A 16945-nucleotide genomic window follows, 5' to 3' on the forward strand; every position below is an offset into this window, starting at 1 on the left:
CGCCCGCTTCATGACCGCGTCGTCGTTCGTAGCGTTGAATCGGAAGCTAAGACCGCTGGCGGGATCATCATCCCTGACACCGCTAAAGAAAAGCCACAGGAAGGCGAAATCGTCGCTGTTGGCGCTGGCGCTCGTGACGAAGCAGGCAAGCTGATCGCTCTCGAAGTTAAGGCTGGCGACAAGGTTCTGTTCGGCAAGTGGTCGGGCACAGAAGTCAAGATCGGTGGCGAAGACCTGCTGATCATGAAAGAATCCGACATTCTGGGCATCGTTGGCTAATTTTTCGGGCTCGCGCCGGTATCGGCGAAGCCAGAGATTAGTTACCGCCTGAATTTTAATTCACCATAATCTGACCGGGACATTTCCCAGGAGAGTAAAATGGCTGCAAAAGACGTAAAGTTCGGTCGCACAGCGCGCGAAAAGATGCTGCGCGGCGTCGATATCCTCGCTGACGCTGTTAAGGTAACGCTCGGCCCGAAGGGTCGTAACGTTGTTATCGACAAGTCCTTCGGCGCTCCGCGCATCACCAAGGACGGCGTATCGGTCGCCAAGGAAATCGAACTCGAAGACAAGTTCGAAAACATGGGCGCACAGATGTTGCGCGAAGTTGCTTCCAAGACCAACGACACTGCTGGTGACGGCACGACCACTGCGACCGTTCTCGGTCAGGCTATCGTTCAGGAAGGCGCAAAAGCTGTTGCTGCCGGCATGAACCCGATGGACCTGAAGCGCGGTATCGACTTGGCTGTGACTGAAGTTGTTGCAAACCTTCTCGGCAAGGCCAAGAAGATCAACACTTCGGAAGAAGTTGCTCAGGTTGGCACCATCTCCGCTAACGGCGAAGCCGAAATCGGCAAGATGATCGCTGAAGCGATGCAGAAAGTCGGCAACGAAGGCGTGATCACGGTTGAAGAAGCCAAGACCGCTGAAACCGAACTCGAAGTCGTTGAAGGCATGCAGTTCGACCGCGGCTACCTGTCGCCATACTTCGTCACCAACCCAGACAAGATGGTTGCTGATCTCGAAGACGCATACATCCTTCTGCACGAAAAGAAGCTTTCGAACCTGCAGGCTCTTCTGCCAGTGCTCGAAGCTGTTGTTCAGACCTCGAAGCCACTCGTCATCATCGCTGAAGACGTAGAAGGCGAAGCTCTCGCAACGCTCGTTGTCAACAAGCTGCGTGGCGGCCTGAAGATTGCTGCTGTTAAGGCTCCTGGCTTCGGCGATCGCCGTAAGGCAATGCTCGAAGACATCGCGATCCTCACCGGCGGTCAGGTTATCTCCGAAGATCTCGGCATCAAGCTTGAAACCGTTACGCTCGACATGCTCGGCCGTGCGAAGAAAGTTTCGATCACCAAAGAAAACACCACGATCGTTGACGGTGCAGGCCAGAAGGCTGAAATCGACGCGCGCGTTTCGCAGATCAAGCAGCAGGTTGAAGAAACCACTTCTGACTACGACCGCGAAAAGCTTCAGGAACGCCTTGCCAAGCTCGCTGGTGGCGTTGCCGTAATCCGCGTTGGCGGTGCAACGGAAATCGAAGTTAAGGAAAAGAAGGACCGCGTTGACGACGCCCTGAACGCAACCCGCGCTGCGGTTGAAGAAGGTATCGTTGCTGGTGGTGGTACCGCTCTGCTCCGCGCTTCGTCGCAGATCGTTGCTAAGGGTGCAAACGCTGACCAGGAAGCTGGCATCAACATCGTTCGTCGCGCTCTGCAGGCTCCTGCTCGCCAGATCACGACCAATGCTGGTGAAGAAGCTTCGGTTATCGTTGGCAAGATCCTTGAAAACGGCTCGGACACCTATGGCTACAACACTGCCAATGGCGAATTCGGCGACCTGATCAAGGCTGGCGTTGTTGACCCGGTTAAGGTTGTTCGTACCGCCCTGCAGAACGCAGCATCGGTTGCTGGTCTCCTGATCACCACCGAAGCCATGATCGCTGAACTGCCTAAGAAGGATGCAGCTCCTGCTGGCATGCCTGGCGGCATGGGCGGCATGGGCGGCATGGATTTCTAAGAAATCCATCCGAGTATTGCGCAGCACAGGCGACTTCGCCTGTGCGACCGCGACAATACGGCTTGTAAAAGAAAAACCTTCGGTCTTGGCCGGAGGTTTTTTTATGCCTGTTTTAAAACTCCGAACCTCTTCACACAGCAAGTGATGAGCAAGATTTAAGGTATAAAATTGTAAGAAAAGCAGTATTCGATTGCTTTTCTTACATTGTGTAACTCTTTGTGATTTATAGAAAATTTACCTATCGCGGGCTTTACTAAGGAAGCTGCGGTTATTTTAGCATTTTCTGATTTACATTCTGCAGTTTTCATGGTCAATCGCTATCGATACGAGATGGACTTCCTGTTTGCCCCCGCACTTTGGAAGTCCTGTCTCAGGCAACAGGAAAGGCAGGCGCGAGCCTGCCTTTCCACTTTTACACTATAGGCTCATCGACCGCTCATTCCGCAGCTTCAGCCTGATTATAATCGCGGCCCGACGCACGCGCGTCATAACGCGCCCGCGCCATCATGACCTGCGCCTCATTGGCGATTGCCCACTCCCCCAAACCTCGGACCGGCTTGAGAAGATCGCGCCCCATTTCCGTCAGTTCATATTCCACCTTCGGCGGAATAGTCGGGAAAACAGTTCTGGATACAAACCCGTCGCGCTCGAGATTTCGTAGCGTTGTCGTCAGCATTTTCTGCGAAATACCATCAACTGTGCGGCGGATTTCATTAAATCGCATTGGACCATTGCCAAGATAACTCACAACCAAAACCGTCCACTTATCGCCAACGCGCGACAAAATATCGGTCACAGCCCTGCAAGCACTGGTTTCCTTGAAGTCACCGGGTTTCATAAAAGTGCCTCCTTGCGCCTTATCCAGTCACCGGTATAGCGTTAGTCTCCATTGGTTACCACTAAAAAGGATATATCTATGAGCAAGCTAAAAGTTGCAGTGATCGTCGGCAGCACCCGTGAACAGCGTTTCTCACCAGTATCGGCGGAATGGATTGCGAAGGTCGCAGCCGCACGCCCTGAATTCACTGTCGAAATCCTCGATCTGGCCGATTATCCAATGGGCTTTTATGGCGATACAGCAACCACCACCGCACAGGCGGAGACCGCCGACAAGTGGAAAACCAAGCTTCGCGAGTTTGACGCCTATATCCTGACTGCTGCCGAATATAACCATGCGCCAACAGCGGTTCTGAAAAACGCTATCGACTATGGTGACTGGATTCAGAAGCCAATCGGCTTTGTCGGCCATGGCGGCGTTGGCGGTGCACGCGCTGTCGAACAGCTGCGGATGATCGCAGTTGAGATGTCATCCATGTCGGTCAAGACTGGCGTCCATATTCTGTTCCCGGACTACCTTGCAGTGGTCAAGAAAGAGAACACGCTGGATGATTTCCCACATCTTGCGGAAGCCGCCAAGAACATGCTGGACCAGCTGGTATGGTGGGGCCATGCCTTGAAAGCCGCACGCCTCGGCTAATCGTTCGCGGCGAGCCGCGGAACTTCGCAAACGCTGGGAACCGCGGCTTGTCGCACCGCTTTTCCGCCCTATGATTATCTGAATTGATAACGGGATGGATAATCATATGCGCAAAGAACTGCCGATAGCCACTGCGCCGAAAGACGGACGCAAAGTCACTGTGGTCTGGATCGATGATGACGATCAGCGCAATGAATCGGTTGGCCAATATCGTTCGCTCGATAAGCTGAAAGCCGGTGGTGGTGATTGGGATGAAACTGACACCGGCTGGTGGATATTCACCGACAGCAAAACCCAGCAAAAGGTTGAGCCGACCGGATGGATTTCAGAAACCGACGACGGCGATGACGACAACGAGGATAACTAAACCTGGAACGCTTATTGCGCTCGATAAAATTTGACTTTTATATTCATATTTTATCAAATGATTGAGAGCTAGGGCTTTGCTGTGCAAGCATTCCATAGCCAATAATCCAGCAATGCTGTTATTCTCGATTCTACGGGCGGGCATTTCTCCCGCCTGAAACAAGCCGGAGACTGAAGATGACTGCCACGCGTACCGAAACAGATACTTTCGGACCGATTGATGTTGCCGCCGACCGTTATTGGGGCGCTCAAACACAGCGTTCTTTGCAAAACTTCAAGATCGGCGGGGAGCGTATGCCCTTGCCTCTGGTTCATGCATTGGGCGTCGTCAAGCGCGCAGCAGCTGAAACGAATATTGCTCTCGGCAAGCTTGATCCGGTTCTGGGACAGGTCATCGCCGTTGCTGCATCCGAGGTGATTGAAGGCAAGCTCGACGATCATTTCCCGCTTGTTGTCTGGCAGACGGGCTCTGGCACGCAGTCAAACATGAATGCCAATGAGGTTATTTCTAACCGAGCGATTGAGCTTCTGGGCGGCGAACTTGGCTCGAAAAAGCCGGTGCATCCGAATGACCACGTCAATATGGCCCAGTCGTCGAATGACACTTTCCCGACTGCAATCCATATCGCAACGGCAGTTGAAACTGTTCAACGCCTCTATCCTGCTCTGGCACACCTCACCAAAGCGCTCAAGGATAAGGAAGTAGCGTTCGAGCACATTATCAAGATTGGCCGCACGCATACGCAGGATGCGACGCCGGTTACGCTTGGGCAGGAATTTTCCGGCTATCGCGCAGCGCTGGAATATGCGCGCCATCGCATTGAACAGTCGCTTGCTGACGTGTTCCTGCTGGCACAGGGCGGCACGGCGGTTGGTACCGGTCTCAACGCGCCAAAAGGCTTCGATACCGGCTTTGCCGATGCTGTCAGTGAAATCACTGGCCTCAGCTTCAAGACCGCGCCAAACAAGTTTGAGGCGCTTGCAAGCCACGGTGCGCTTGCAAACTTCCATGGCAGCCTCAACGCACTCGCCGCTGATCTTTTCAAAATCGCCAACGACATTCGCTTCCTTGGCTCCGGTCCACGTTCTGGTCTTGGCGAGTTGTCGCTGCCGGAAAATGAACCCGGCTCGTCGATCATGCCGGGCAAGGTTAATCCGACGCAGGCTGAAGCTCTGACCATGGTGGCAACACAGGTCTTCGGCAACCAGACCACTGTGACCGTTGCTGCAAGCCAGGGACATTTCGAGCTTAATGTTTTCAAGCCGGTCATTGCCTATAATGTACTGCAGTCGATCCGCATCTTAAGCGATGCCATGGTCTCATTTGCAGACAATTGCGTGGAAGGCATTGAAGCCAACGAAGACCGCATCAAGGATCTTCTCGAGCGCTCACTGATGCTCGTAACCGCTTTGGCGCCCGCTATCGGCTACGACAATGCTGCCAAGATCGCAAAGACCGCACATAAGAACGGCACGACCTTGCGCGAAGAAGCATTGAAGAGCGGCCATGTCTCTGAGGAAGATTATGACCGGCTTGTGCGTGCAGAAAAAATGATCGCTCCAGATTGATTGTGCGCAATTAGTGAACAAACTGTCGAGTAATATCTATCTTTTCTTGACAGTGTAGAGTAGGTATTGGGTTGCTCAGTTTAATTGGAGATTCCCCTGATGTCGTCTATCACTCCTCAGAGCAACGGCCTGGCCACGCTCGTCGCACGCGTCTTTCTTTCGATCCTGTTCATTCTCGCTGGCTTCAGCAAGCTGACTGCAATTTCCGGCACAGCCGGTTACTTTGCAGGCCTCGGCCTTCCGGTTCCAACTGTAACCGCCGTTCTGGTTGGTCTGGTTGAGTTCGTCGGCGGCCTCGCCATTCTCGTTGGTTTCCAGACCCGTATTGCTGCTGCAATCGTGGCTCTGTTCACCATCGGCGCAACGCTTGTCGCGCACATGAACTTTGCTGAAGGCATGAACGCACTGATGGCACAGAAGAACCTCGCCATCGCTGGTGGTCTGATCCTTCTCGCCCTGCAGGGTGCAGGTTCGATCTCAATCGATGCAAAGCGCGGCTAATTCCCGCTCTAATGTCTGACTTTGAAAAGCCGTGCTTTATCAGCACGGCTTTTTTAGTATCCGCTTTATCCAGACACAGAACTGTTACTTAGAGCTCGCAAAGATTGCACCGCACGATCTTGTAAGATATTGCAACCGCCTATTTTAATTTTGGAAAGACATATCGTCCTCCCAGACGTGTCTCATAACTTAGCTTGTAGAGAAAAAATGGCCGTTTCACCCGCAACGAACAGTCAGCCTCGAGCTGATGCCCATACGGGCAACAATTACAGCTTTGCACTTGCCAGCCTCACCATGCTCTTCTTCATGTGGGGCTTCATCACTTGTCTCAACGACATCCTGATCCCGCATCTTAAAGGCGTCTTTCAGCTCAACTACTTCCAGTCGATGCTGATCCAGTTCTGCTTCTTTGGTGCTTACTTCATCGTCTCGCTGCCCGCTGGCGCACTTGTCAAACGCATCTCCTATAAATGGGGCATCGTAACCGGTCTGGTGATTGCAGCCATCGGCTGTGCGCTGTTCATTCCGGCTGCATCCTATCGCGTTTACGAACTGTTTCTCGGTGCGCTTTTCGTGCTGGCTTCTGGCGTCACCATTCTTCAGGTGGCGGCAAATCCCTATGTCACCATTCTGGGTGCGCCTGAAACAGCAGCCAGCCGTTTGACACTGACACAGGCTTTCAACTCACTCGGCACAACCGTCGCGCCGTCCTTTGGTGCACTCCTGATCCTGTCCGCAGCAACCAGTGATGCTGCAAGCTCTGCGCAAGCGGATGCGGTTCAGTTTCCTTATCTTCTTCTGGCGCTGGCTTTCGCGGTTCTCGCAATCGTTTTTGCAATCCTGAAACTCCCGGATGTTCAGGAAGAAGAAACAGCGGCTCTCACAAAGGAAGATGGTTCAGCCTGGCAGTATCGCCATCTGGTCTTGGGCTCTATCGGCCTGTTCGTTTATGTCGGCGCTGAGGTCAGTGTCGGCAGCTTCCTCGTCAACTTCCTCAACGATCCAAATGTTGCAGGCTTAGCTGAATCTGAGGCTGCGCACTACGTTTCCTACTTCTGGGGCGGCGCCATGCTCGGACGCTTCATCGGTGCAGCTGCCATGCGTTATATCGATGACGGCAAGGCGCTGGCTTTCAATGCGCTCATGGCCATTATTCTGCTGCTCATCACCGTTGCCACCACAGGTCATGTTGCCATGTGGTCGGTTCTGGCAATCGGCCTGTTCAACTCGATCATGTTCCCGACGATCTTCAGCCTGGCTCTGCATGGTCTTGGCAAGCATACCAGTCAGGGTTCGGGCATTCTGTGTCTGGCCATTGTGGGTGGCGCGATCATCCCGCTTATTCAGGGTGCTCTCGCAGATAAAGTGGGCATTCATCTGGCATTCCTGATGCCAATCATCTGCTATATCTACATCGCCTATTACGGCTTGATTGGCAGCAAGCCTAAAATCTAGAGCGCATCCCGAAAAGTGCGAAGCGGTTTTCGGGACAAGATGCGCGTAAAACAAATATTTAGAGCGTTTTCTACGATTCAATCAAAACTGAAACGCTCTAAATACAAAAAAGCCGGTCTGAAATTCAGACCGGCTTTTTAAATTCAATACTATATTGTTAGCCAGCCAGACCCTTGCGGATACGAGCAATCACATCCAGAACGCGGTTATTCTGATCGCTGCGACGAGCTGAAACGAGACAAGCCTGCGAACGCAAGATCACGCCATCTTCAAGCACTTTGAGCTGATTGGCTTTGAGCGTCGAACCGGTCGATGTAATATCAACAATCATATCTGCCGAACCCGCCGCAGGCGCGCCTTCAGTTGCGCCCAGACTTTCAACGATGCGATAGACCTGAATGCCGTGCTTCTGTGAGAAGAACTGCTGCGTCAGACGCCAGTATTTCGTGGCGATGCGCAGACGGCGACCATGACGCTGGCGGAAATCGGCAGCAACATCATCAAGGTCGGCCATGGTCGTCACATCGCGCCAGACTTCAGGCACAGCAACCACAACGTCAGCATGGCCAAAACCAAGCTCTGCTTCAATCGCCACGCGCTCATCGGCATGGGCAAGCGTTTCACGGATCAAGTCTTCTCCGGTGACGCCCAGATCAACGCTACCATAGCCTAGCTCGCGCGCGATTTCGGACGCCGACAAAAACAGAATGTCGAGATCGTTCTCGCCTTCAACCCGCGCACGGTAATTGCGTGAGTCATCAGGCAGAATAACCTTGTATCCGGCCTTTTCCAGCACGGCGAGTGTCTGCTCTTTCAGCCGTCCTTTGGACGGTAGCGCCAGCGTTACAGTCATGATTGTTCTCCGCTCAGCGCCTCAAGCCGGTCGAGCCAGATTGAAAAACCAACGCCCGGAATGTTTTCGGATGCACCGAGCATGGTCAACAGCCGGTCGTAACGACCACCACCGGCCAGCACCATATCCTTGTCGCCGCCTGCCTGCCGGATTTCATAAACGAGCCCCGTATAGTAATCGAGCGGACGTCCGAAAGACGCATCGTAGACAATATCTTCGGCATGAATACCGGCGGCGATAATCGCATCCGTGCGCGCTTCAAACTTTTGCAGAACAACGCTCAGATCAAGCGCATTGTCAGCCGCAAAAGCCCGCAGCGTAATGGTGGCAGCTTCAAGCGAAACGCGGGTAGAAAGAAAACGCTTCAACACATCAAGCGCAGATGAAGGGAAACGGGCCGCAGCCAGATCTTCTTTTTCAATGAGGCGACGGGCGATTTCCGCAGGCGTACGTCCCGCGCCCGGCGACATGCCAGCTTCGAGCATTTCTGCTTCCAGCATACGTGCCAGCCCTGCCTCGTCACCTTCGGCAACCAATCCAGCCAAATGTTCCGGCAACGGATCTGTGCGCTGTTCGCCTGTCAGCTCGGCAAAAGCTGCTTCCATCGTATGTGCATCGCCAAAGGCACGCAGCAACTTCTTGCGCCATCCTTGCGGAAGACCCAAAGCTTTCAACATACCTGCAAAAACAGACTGATCGCCCAGTACGATTTCAAGCTTGGCATTGGGAGCTGCGGCATGAACACAGGCAAGCGCATCGGCAATCGAACGCGCGTCCGATACCGCTTCGTCGGTTGCACCGAGATCCTCGATGCCTGCCTGAAGAAACTCAGCCGCACCATCGCGACGCTGGCGGAACACTTCACCGAGATAGGCATAACGCTTCGGCGTTGCAGCATTCAGCGCAATATGATTGCGGCAGACCGGAATGGTAAATTCCGGACGCAGGCAAAGGCTGTCACCATTTTCATTTTCTGTGAGAAAGATACGGCGGCGCAAATCTTCGCCCGCCATATCCAGAAACGGATCGGCAGGTTGGATCAGCGGAATATCGACAAGCTCAGCCTCGCTGGCACCAAGCTGCCCGCGAAGCGTCGTGAAGACTAAAGATGTGCGTTGACCTGCCATGTTATCCGTCACTTCGCCTGCTGTGCGCGATCGCGAGCTTGCGCTTCTAGGATTTCGCGCACTGCCGCAACGATGCCCTCTTCCTTGACAGTGACCTGCGCCGGGCGGCTTTCGCGCCAGGTTGCATTGTCTTCGATCTCGGCAGAAATGCGCTTGCCTTCGATCAAATCCTTGATCTGAACTTCGCCTGCTTCACGCTCCTGCGAACCCTGAATGATGACGCATGGCGCATCACGACGGTCTGCATATTTCATCTGCGCTTTCATGCCGGAACCACCGACATACATTTCAGCGCGGATGCCTGCCTGACGCAGCTGAGAAACCATCTTCTGATAGCCACCAAGGCTCTGCGCATCCTTGTCCATGACCAGCACGACGACAGGGCCAACCACGTCGGACACATCAAGCTTGCCGAGGTTTTTCAGCGCTGTCATCAAACGCGAAACACCGATGGAGAAGCCCGTTGCCGGAACCGGCTCGCCACGGAAGCGCGAAACCAGACCGTCATAACGACCGCCACCGCCAACGGAACCGAACACAACCTTCTGGCCATCTTCGTTGGTGACATCAAACAGAAGCTCGGCTTCAAATACAGGGCCGGTGTAATATTCAAGACCACGCACGACCGAAGGATCGATCTTCACGCGACCTTCATAGCCGCCAGCGTCAAACAGAGCTTCCATATCGGCAAGCTCTTTCACGCCTTCTTCGCCCTTGGCGTTGCCAGCAACAACGGCCTGCAGATTGGCAATGGTTTCAGCACCGGTTGCACCACCTGCAGCGGTGAAGGCCAGAACCTTTTCCACGGCCGCATCGGGCAGTTCAGCGCCCTTGGTGAAATCGCCGCTTTCGTCAAGACGGCCTTTGCCCAGCAGAAGACGAACGCCGTCAGCGCCAAACTTGTCGAGCTTGTCGATGGCACGAAGAACATTGAGGCGCTTGCCAGCATTCGCATCGCCTTCAAGGCCAATGGCTTCGAGCACGCCGTCGAGAACCTTGCGGTTGTTGACGCGGATCACATAATCGCCGCGCGCAATGCCAAGGCGTTCAACCGTGTCGGCCATCATCATGCACATTTCAGCATCAGCAGAGACGTTTGGCGCGCCAACTGTATCGGCATCGAACTGCATAAACTGGCGGAAACGACCTGGACCCGGCTTTTCGTTGCGGAAAACCCAACCGTTGCGATAGCTGCGATAAGGCTTCGGCAGGCTTTCGTAGTTTTCAGCAACGAACCGCGCCAGCGGCGCAGTCAGATCGTAGCGAAGCGACAGCCACTGCTCGTCGTCGTCCTGAAACGAGAACACACCTTCATTCGGGCGATCCTGATCCGGCAGGAACTTTCCGAGCGCATCGGTATATTCGATGAGCGGCGTTTCCACCGGCTCAAAACCATAGAGGTCGTAGACTTCGCGGATGGTCGCCGTCATCTTTTCGGTGGCGCGCAGATCATCCGGCACCCGATCGACAAATCCGCGCGGCAACCGCGCCTTCATCTTGTCCGCTTTATCGGCCATTTTTCCTGCCTGATCGCTGATTTTGTTCATGTTGCGCCGGAAAATCCGGCAAATACGTTGCCGGTTTCCTAACGCATCAAACCGGGTGCGGCAAGTGCAGGAAGAGCTTTAAAAAGCGCGATCAGCGCGTGGCGATGGCAACGGCCACGCCAGCCATCATTCCGGCGCATGTGCGATTGGCAATCTTGACCATGCGCGGGGTGCGCAAAAAGCGGCGTGCCTGCACGGCCAGCAGCACCCAAGCACTATAGACAACGGCCAGAACCATGAACATAACCAGCAGCAGTTCGCCCCAGCCAAGGATCGAAACGCCGGTGAGATCAATCACGGTCGGCAGGATGGCAACATAGAAAACCATGATCTTCGGATTGCCGAGCGTGATCGCCAGCGCACTCAGGAAAAGACCCCCAGCCTCATTGCGGCGCGGGATAATTTCTTCATTGGTAAGATCGCTGACAGGCGCAAACCACATTTTCCAGGCGAGATAGGCCAGATAGACGAGGCCACCATATTTAAGCACGAGAAAGACCGTGTGGAAATTCTGCGCCAGCGTTGAAAGCCCCCAGACAGCGAGAGACAACCAGACGGCATCGCCGATCCAGAGACCGAGCATGAATGGAAAAACGCCCTTATGGCCACAGCTGATCACACGGGCTACCAGCGCGCCAATGTTTGGACCCGGCGTGCCAGCTGCAACCATCAAAATTCCGGCAAAGACTGCAAGCGACGTCAGATCCATCTTCCTCACTCCTGAAACAAGGCTCAGAACGAAACCCGGTGGTTGTGACAGAAAACCGAATCCGGCGCAATCAGCGCGATAATTCTTAGTTTTATCGCGCATCTTATCCGAAAACCGATTCACACTTTTCGGGATGCACTGTTTATTGCGGCCGCTTCAAATCCTGACGAAGTTTTTCAATATTCGGGCGGCAATGACAGCCTTCAATATGATCGTTGACCAGCCCCATGGCCTGCATGAAGGCATAAACAGTCGTTGGCCCGACAAAAGACCAGCCGCGTTTTTTGAGATCTTTGGAAATACGCGTTGAAGTCGCTGTGGTCGGATTAGCGGACAAAGTCGGATAATCCACAACCTGCGGACGATCCTCTGCACCCGGTTCAAACGACCAGAAATAAGCAGCCAGAGAGCCTTTTTCTTTCACAAGCTCGATGGCACGTTTGGCATTATTGATGGTGGAGACGATTTTGCCCCGGTGACGGACGATGCCATTATCGCCAAGCAGACGTTCAATATCCTTGTCGTCATAAAGCGCGACACGATGAAAATCGAAACCGTCAAAAGCCGCTCGGAAATTTTCACGCTTGCGCAAAATCGTCAGCCAAGACAGACCCGACTGGAAACCTTCAAGGCAAATTTTCTCAAACAGGCGATGATCGTTTGTAACCGGAACGCCCCATTCATTGTCGTGATAGGCAATATAATCCGGGAGTTCGCCCGGCCAGAAACAGCGCATTTTGCCGTCTGCATTGACGATCAAGCCAGTCTTTTCCTGCACCGTATCGCTCATTTCTGGTCTCCAGACTTTTATCGATTTTTAATCATGTCGCGCAACTTGCTGCTAACCACAACTTTAATTTGCGACGAGCCAGAGCCCGACACGCAGCAAAATTTACCTTTATGATTCCATTGCCCGGCACAATGGGCCCATGAAATTCGGGGCCGTTCTCCTGACAGGAGCTGTCAGGAGTGCGACGGGTAACAGCGTCAGCGTGAATGCAGGACGCAAAACAGACGGATTTGGCTTATGCGACCACGTCATCTGCTTTTGATCGGTTCACTTGCGGCAATCGCCGTTTCCATTGTGACCACCAGCATGGCTTTTGCCAATGATCGTTACGCGACTCAACCACCGGTTCGCGTCGACAATCAAACATCTCAGCGCTGGATCGCCCAGCTCAATGGACCAGCGGTTCGTGTCTTGCCAACACTTGATGCAGCGCAACCGCAAAAGCGCGCCGTTGTCCGGCAAAAGCAGCCACCGAAGGCACGTTATCAGAGCGTAAGCCAGCAGCGCCCTGCTGACAATCCGGCAAAAGTGGTCCGCAAGAAGCAGCAGCTCGACCCAATGTTCCTGCCGCAAGTCGTATCGTATTCCGGCGGCGAAAAGCCGGGAACTCTGGTCATCGATACAAACAAGCGTTTTCTTTATCTCGTTGAAGGCAACGGTCAGGCTCGCCGCTATGGCATCGGCGTCGGCAAGCAAGGCTTTGGCTGGAAGGGCACACAGAAAGTGAGCCGTAAGGCCGAATGGCCTACATGGACACCGCCAAAGGAAATGATCGCACGCGAACGCAAGAAGGGCCGCATCCTGCCAGCGCAGATGAAGGGTGGCATCAACAATCCTCTTGGCGCTCGCGCACTTTATCTCGGTTCCACGCTGTACCGCATTCACGGCACCAATCAGCCTTGGACCATCGGTAAAGCCATGTCTTCCGGCTGTTTCCGTATGCGTAACGAAGATGTGACCGACCTCTATGGTCGCGTTCCTGTGGGCACCCACGTCGTCGTTCGCTGACGGGAGCCACCGCAAACCCTTCATTCGAGGTCAGTTCAGGCCGCCGTTGCAAACAAGCGACGGCGGCTTTTTGTCATCGAATTGAAACTTTTGACGTTTTTATAGGAAAAGCGTCCGCCTTAACGCACAAAGGCAGACGAAAGGTCTTTCACTTTTCATGCGAACGCCCATATGCTGTGGAAGCAAAATGACGAGAATATATGTAAGAGGGAAGGACTTAACATGACCGTACCGGCGGTAAAACTGAACGACGGCAATCACATTCCGCAGCTCGGTTATGGTGTCTGGCAGGTGGGCAATGATGAAGCCATCTCGGCCGTCAGCGAAGCGCTGAAGGTGGGCTACCGGCACATCGATACCGCTGCCATTTATGGCAACGAAGAAGGCACCGGCAAGGCAATCAACGAGTCCGGCATTGCCCGCAGCGATATTTACCTGACGACCAAGCTCTGGAACAAAGAACAGGGTTATGAGTCCACTCTCAAAGCTTTTGACGAAAGCCTCAAGAAGCTCGGCACGGACTATGTTGATCTTTACCTGATCCATTGGCCGCTCCCATCCAAAGACCTTTTCATGGAAACATGGCGCGCTTTCATCAAGATCAAGGAAGAAGGCCGTGCCAAATCGATCGGCGTGTCGAACTTCCGCACCGCTGATCTTGAACGCATTCTCAAGGAAAGCGACGTTGTTCCGGTTCTCAACCAGATCGAACTGCACCCGCAATTCCAGCAGGATGAGCTGCGCCTGTTCCACAGCAAGCACAACATCGCAACCGAGGCCTGGAGCCCGCTTGGACAGGGCACTATTCTTGAAAACCCGACGCTGAAAACGATTGCTGAAAAGCACGGCAAGTCAGTCGCTCAGGTTATCCTGCGCTGGCATATCGAAACCGGCAATATCGTTATTCCAAAGTCGGTTACACCAGCGCGCATCAAGCAAAACTTCGAAGTTTTCGACTTCAGCCTCAATGGCACTGACCATGATGCAATTACCAAGCTGGACAAGACAGACGGTCGTATCGGACCGAATCCAGCGACGTTCTCGGTGGTTTAGTGGAAATGAAAAGCCCGGAGTTTTCTCCGGGCTTTTTTACAGCATGTCTCCCAAAAGTGGGAACCGGTTTTGGGGCAAAGACATGCGCACAAACAAAAGATAGAGCATTTCGCATTAAAGCTGAAACGTTCGAAATGCTCTATCTCAGCAGTTTCAAGCTGCCCGTTAGCGAGCGCACCCATTTTGATGGGCCTGCAATTCCCAGCCCGTCAATTACCTCGGTCGCAAGTTCCTTTTTAGGAAAAGCCGCTTCATATTCTGCATAAACATGCAGCGAACGCGCAAAGGAAGGGAAGGCTACAACAGACTGCCGTTCTTCAAAGCCTGCTGCTTTTAATGCGATGGCCCGAATAGTTTCCGCATCAGCCTGCAGGATCGGCACGGGACGATCCGAGCTGATGTCGATTGCGACGCCCGCTTTATCGACCAGCTGTCGGGCGGCAATGAAGGGCAGCTTCGCACCCAGCCCAATCGAAATCGCGCCAACTGTATTGGCGAGCAGTCCCAGCGGCAGTTCTGGATTAACAATAATGGCGAGGCGTAAATCTTCGTGCATAACGGCTCCTGAAACAGAAATTTCTCATCGAGAAATACACCGCATCACGAGGTCAATCCTGCCTATCTGTCCCGCCTTAGATAGATTTATGGTAGACTTTACCAGAAATAGTCGATTCTGAGGTAAATCTACATGAGTATACTCGATACATCTGACATCAGGATTCTCGAAGCCTTGCAGGATGACGGTCGCCTCACAAATCAGGCTCTCGCGGATCAGGTCGGCATGTCCACTTCTCCAAGTTGGCGCAAAGTTCGCAAACTGGAGGAAGACGGCGTTATACAGGGTTATCGCGCCACGCTGGATCGCAAGGCAATTGGACTTGGCGTTCTGGCTTTCGTCCGCATCAAAATCGATAGTAACAGTGAAGCGGAAGCCGAGCAATTTGCGGCTGAACTGATGAGCCTTGATGAAGTCATCACCTGTTACAGCATCGCCGGTGACGCCGACTTTCTGCTGCAAGTCGTATCGCACGATCTCGATACCTATGCGGATTTTGCAATGTCCACGCTACGTCGCCTGCCCCGCATCAAGGAAATGCAGACGACTTTCGTGCTGAAGGAAACGAAAAGCTTCAAGGGCTTTCCGCTCAAACATGCCCGGTCAATGAAGGCTGGAACCTGAAAGCACAATGGGCTTTGGCCCGCCATAGGCCCAGTCAAGCAATTCAATCGTGTGCACAATCGGCAGCTTACTGCCTGTTGCGATCTGCGTCATACAACCAATGTTGCCAGTCGCAATCAGATCGGCTCCGGTCGCCTCAATATTCCTGACCTTGCGATCACGAAGTTTGGTCGCGATCTCCGGCTGCATAATATTATAGGTGCCCGCCGAACCGCAGCAGAGATGTCCTTCCAATGGCTCTTTCACCGTGAAACCCGCTTTTGAAAGCAGGTCTTTCGGTTGACGTAGAATCTTCTGGCCATGCTGCATGGAGCAGGCCGAATGATAGGCAACCGTCAGCACCTTCGGTTCTTCGGGTTGCGGTAGTTCGATGGTCGTCAGATACTCGGTAATATCCTTGGCGAGCGATGATACGAGCGCAGCTTTATCCTTATAGGCTGGGTCGAGCCGCAGCATGTAACCGTAATCCTTGATCGTCGTTCCACAGCCCGACGCTGTCACGATAATCGCATCAAGACCGCCCGTCTCAATCTCCCGCGTCCAGACATCGACATTGTGCCGGGCCTGATCGAGCGCCTGCTCTTCGCGCCCCATGTGGTGAACGAGTGAACCACAGCAGCCTTCATCCTTTGGCGCCACCACTTCAATGCCAAACCGATTGAGCAATCTCAGTGTCGCGGCATTGATGCCGGGATTAAGCACAGGTTGCGCGCAGCCATTCAGGATCGCAACACGCCCGCGCTTTTCGCCCTTGGCCACGCTTATTGGTAGAGGATCGGCTTTGGCGGGAAGATTTTGCGGTGCGAGTTCCAGCATGGCTGCGATAGGCTTCAGGCTCGCGTTTTTCCGCATAAGCGGAGCAAATGGTCGCCCGAGTTTGGCGAGCTTGAGTACCATCCGAAACCGGCCCGGATAGGGCAGAACCTGCGCCAGAACCCCGCGCAGAAAGCGGTTCATGAATGGACGCTTGTAGGTCTTTTCGATATGCGCACGCGCATGATCGACCAGATGCATATAATTGACGCCCGATGGACAGGTCGTCATGCAGGAAAGGCACGATAGACAGCGATCAACGTGGCGCACGACTTCTTCATCCGCCGGACGTCCGTTTTCGAGCATATCCTTGATAAGATAAATGCGCCCGCGTGGACTATCGAGTTCATTGCCAAGCGTCACATAGGTCGGACAGGTCGCCGTGCAGAAGCCGCAATGCACGCATTTACGCAGGATTTTATCTGCTTCGTTAACACCCGGATCGAGCAATTGTTCGGGGCTGAAATGGGTCTGCATG

Annotated in this window: 18 protein-coding genes; 10 read left to right on the forward strand and 8 right to left on the reverse strand. The window is 53.7% G+C overall.

What is annotated here, in order from left to right; genetic code table 11:
- Together groES and groL are read left to right on the forward strand one after the other, a co-directional pair.
- Positions 1–279 (forward strand): co-chaperone GroES (gene groES / locus RT142_RS17265; RefSeq protein ID WP_313030195.1); only part of this gene is annotated, 279 nt, incomplete at its 5' end.
- 99 nt (positions 280–378) lie between these two features.
- Positions 379–2019 (forward strand): chaperonin GroEL, encoded by a 1641-nt coding sequence (groL, locus tag RT142_RS17270; protein ID WP_313030197.1) that lies wholly within the window; start codon positions 379–381, stop codon positions 2017–2019.
- 436 nt (positions 2020–2455) lie between these two features.
- On the opposite strand, the gene RT142_RS17275 is transcribed toward groL, so the two are convergent.
- Complete coding sequence (locus tag RT142_RS17275; protein WP_313030200.1) at positions 2456–2857, reverse strand: helix-turn-helix domain-containing protein; 402 nt, start codon at positions 2855–2857, stop codon at positions 2456–2458.
- Positions 2858–2935: 78 nt separating this feature from the next.
- On the opposite strand from RT142_RS17275, the gene RT142_RS17280 reads away from it, so the two are divergent.
- The 5 genes from RT142_RS17280 to RT142_RS17300 all read left to right on the forward strand — a co-directional run bounded on the left by RT142_RS17280 (position 2936) and on the right by RT142_RS17300 (position 7387).
- Entirely contained in the window at positions 2936–3496 is a 561-nt protein-coding gene (locus RT142_RS17280) for an NADPH-dependent FMN reductase (RefSeq protein WP_007878049.1), read from the forward strand.
- Between the two features lie 106 nt (positions 3497–3602).
- Positions 3603–3863, forward strand: a complete 261-nt coding sequence (locus RT142_RS17285; RefSeq protein WP_007878045.1) for a hypothetical protein — start codon at positions 3603–3605, stop codon at positions 3861–3863.
- A gap of 176 nt (positions 3864–4039) precedes the next feature.
- The gene (gene fumC, locus RT142_RS17290; RefSeq protein ID WP_007878044.1) at positions 4040–5431 is read left to right on the forward strand and encodes a class II fumarate hydratase; all 1392 of its coding nucleotides are present in this window, start codon (positions 4040–4042) and stop codon (positions 5429–5431) included.
- Between the two features lie 99 nt (positions 5432–5530).
- Positions 5531–5932, forward strand: coding sequence for a DoxX family protein (locus tag RT142_RS17295; protein ID WP_064321157.1), 402 nt, complete (start codon positions 5531–5533; stop codon positions 5930–5932).
- Positions 5933–6139: 207 nt separating this feature from the next.
- Positions 6140–7387 (forward strand): sugar MFS transporter, encoded by a 1248-nt coding sequence (locus RT142_RS17300; protein WP_007878042.1) that lies wholly within the window; start codon positions 6140–6142, stop codon positions 7385–7387.
- 157 nt (positions 7388–7544) lie between these two features.
- On the opposite strand, the gene hisG is transcribed toward RT142_RS17300, so the two are convergent.
- The 5 genes from hisG to RT142_RS17325 all read right to left on the reverse strand — a co-directional run bounded on the left by hisG (position 7545) and on the right by RT142_RS17325 (position 12413).
- On the reverse strand, positions 7545–8240 hold the full coding sequence (gene hisG / locus RT142_RS17305) for an ATP phosphoribosyltransferase (RefSeq protein ID WP_313030206.1): 696 nt from the start codon (positions 8238–8240) through the stop codon (positions 7545–7547).
- A complete protein-coding gene (locus tag RT142_RS17310; RefSeq protein ID WP_313030209.1) occupies positions 8237–9367 on the reverse strand; it encodes an ATP phosphoribosyltransferase regulatory subunit in 1131 nt (376 codons plus the stop codon). The genes hisG and RT142_RS17310 overlap by 4 nt, the downstream gene beginning before the upstream one ends.
- Positions 9368–9375: 8 nt before the next feature.
- Complete coding sequence (hisS, locus tag RT142_RS17315) at positions 9376–10884, reverse strand: histidine--tRNA ligase (protein WP_113159580.1); 1509 nt, start codon at positions 10882–10884, stop codon at positions 9376–9378.
- A 121-nt stretch (positions 10885–11005) separates the two neighbouring features.
- Entirely contained in the window at positions 11006–11623 is a 618-nt protein-coding gene (locus RT142_RS17320) for a LysE family translocator (RefSeq protein WP_313030210.1), read from the reverse strand.
- A 142-nt stretch (positions 11624–11765) separates the two neighbouring features.
- Positions 11766–12413, reverse strand: a complete 648-nt coding sequence (locus tag RT142_RS17325) for a DNA-3-methyladenine glycosylase I (protein WP_313030212.1) — start codon at positions 12411–12413, stop codon at positions 11766–11768.
- 237 nt (positions 12414–12650) lie between these two features.
- Here RT142_RS17325 and RT142_RS17330 point away from each other — a divergent pair, with 237 nt between their 5' ends.
- Together RT142_RS17330 and RT142_RS17335 are read left to right on the forward strand one after the other, a co-directional pair.
- The gene (locus RT142_RS17330) at positions 12651–13421 is read left to right on the forward strand and encodes a L,D-transpeptidase (RefSeq protein WP_313030214.1); all 771 of its coding nucleotides are present in this window, start codon (positions 12651–12653) and stop codon (positions 13419–13421) included.
- A 222-nt stretch (positions 13422–13643) separates the two neighbouring features.
- Complete coding sequence (locus RT142_RS17335) at positions 13644–14474, forward strand: aldo/keto reductase (protein WP_313030216.1); 831 nt, start codon at positions 13644–13646, stop codon at positions 14472–14474.
- 139 nt (positions 14475–14613) lie between these two features.
- On the opposite strand, the gene RT142_RS17340 is transcribed toward RT142_RS17335, so the two are convergent.
- On the reverse strand, positions 14614–15030 hold the full coding sequence (locus RT142_RS17340) for a DUF2000 domain-containing protein (RefSeq protein ID WP_313030218.1): 417 nt from the start codon (positions 15028–15030) through the stop codon (positions 14614–14616).
- A gap of 132 nt (positions 15031–15162) precedes the next feature.
- On the opposite strand from RT142_RS17340, the gene RT142_RS17345 reads away from it, so the two are divergent.
- On the forward strand, positions 15163–15654 hold the full coding sequence (locus RT142_RS17345) for an Lrp/AsnC family transcriptional regulator (protein WP_313030220.1): 492 nt from the start codon (positions 15163–15165) through the stop codon (positions 15652–15654).
- Here RT142_RS17345 and glcF read toward each other — a convergent pair.
- Positions 15634–16944 (reverse strand): glycolate oxidase subunit GlcF, encoded by a 1311-nt coding sequence (gene glcF / locus RT142_RS17350; RefSeq protein WP_105519964.1) that lies wholly within the window; start codon positions 16942–16944, stop codon positions 15634–15636. The two genes, RT142_RS17345 and glcF, sit on opposite strands and share 21 nt — an antisense overlap.
- Position 16945 lies beyond the last annotated feature (1 nt).

This window comes from Brucella sp. (genome assembly GCF_032066345.1).
Lineage (GTDB): Bacteria > Pseudomonadota > Alphaproteobacteria > Rhizobiales > Rhizobiaceae > Brucella > Brucella pseudogrignonensis.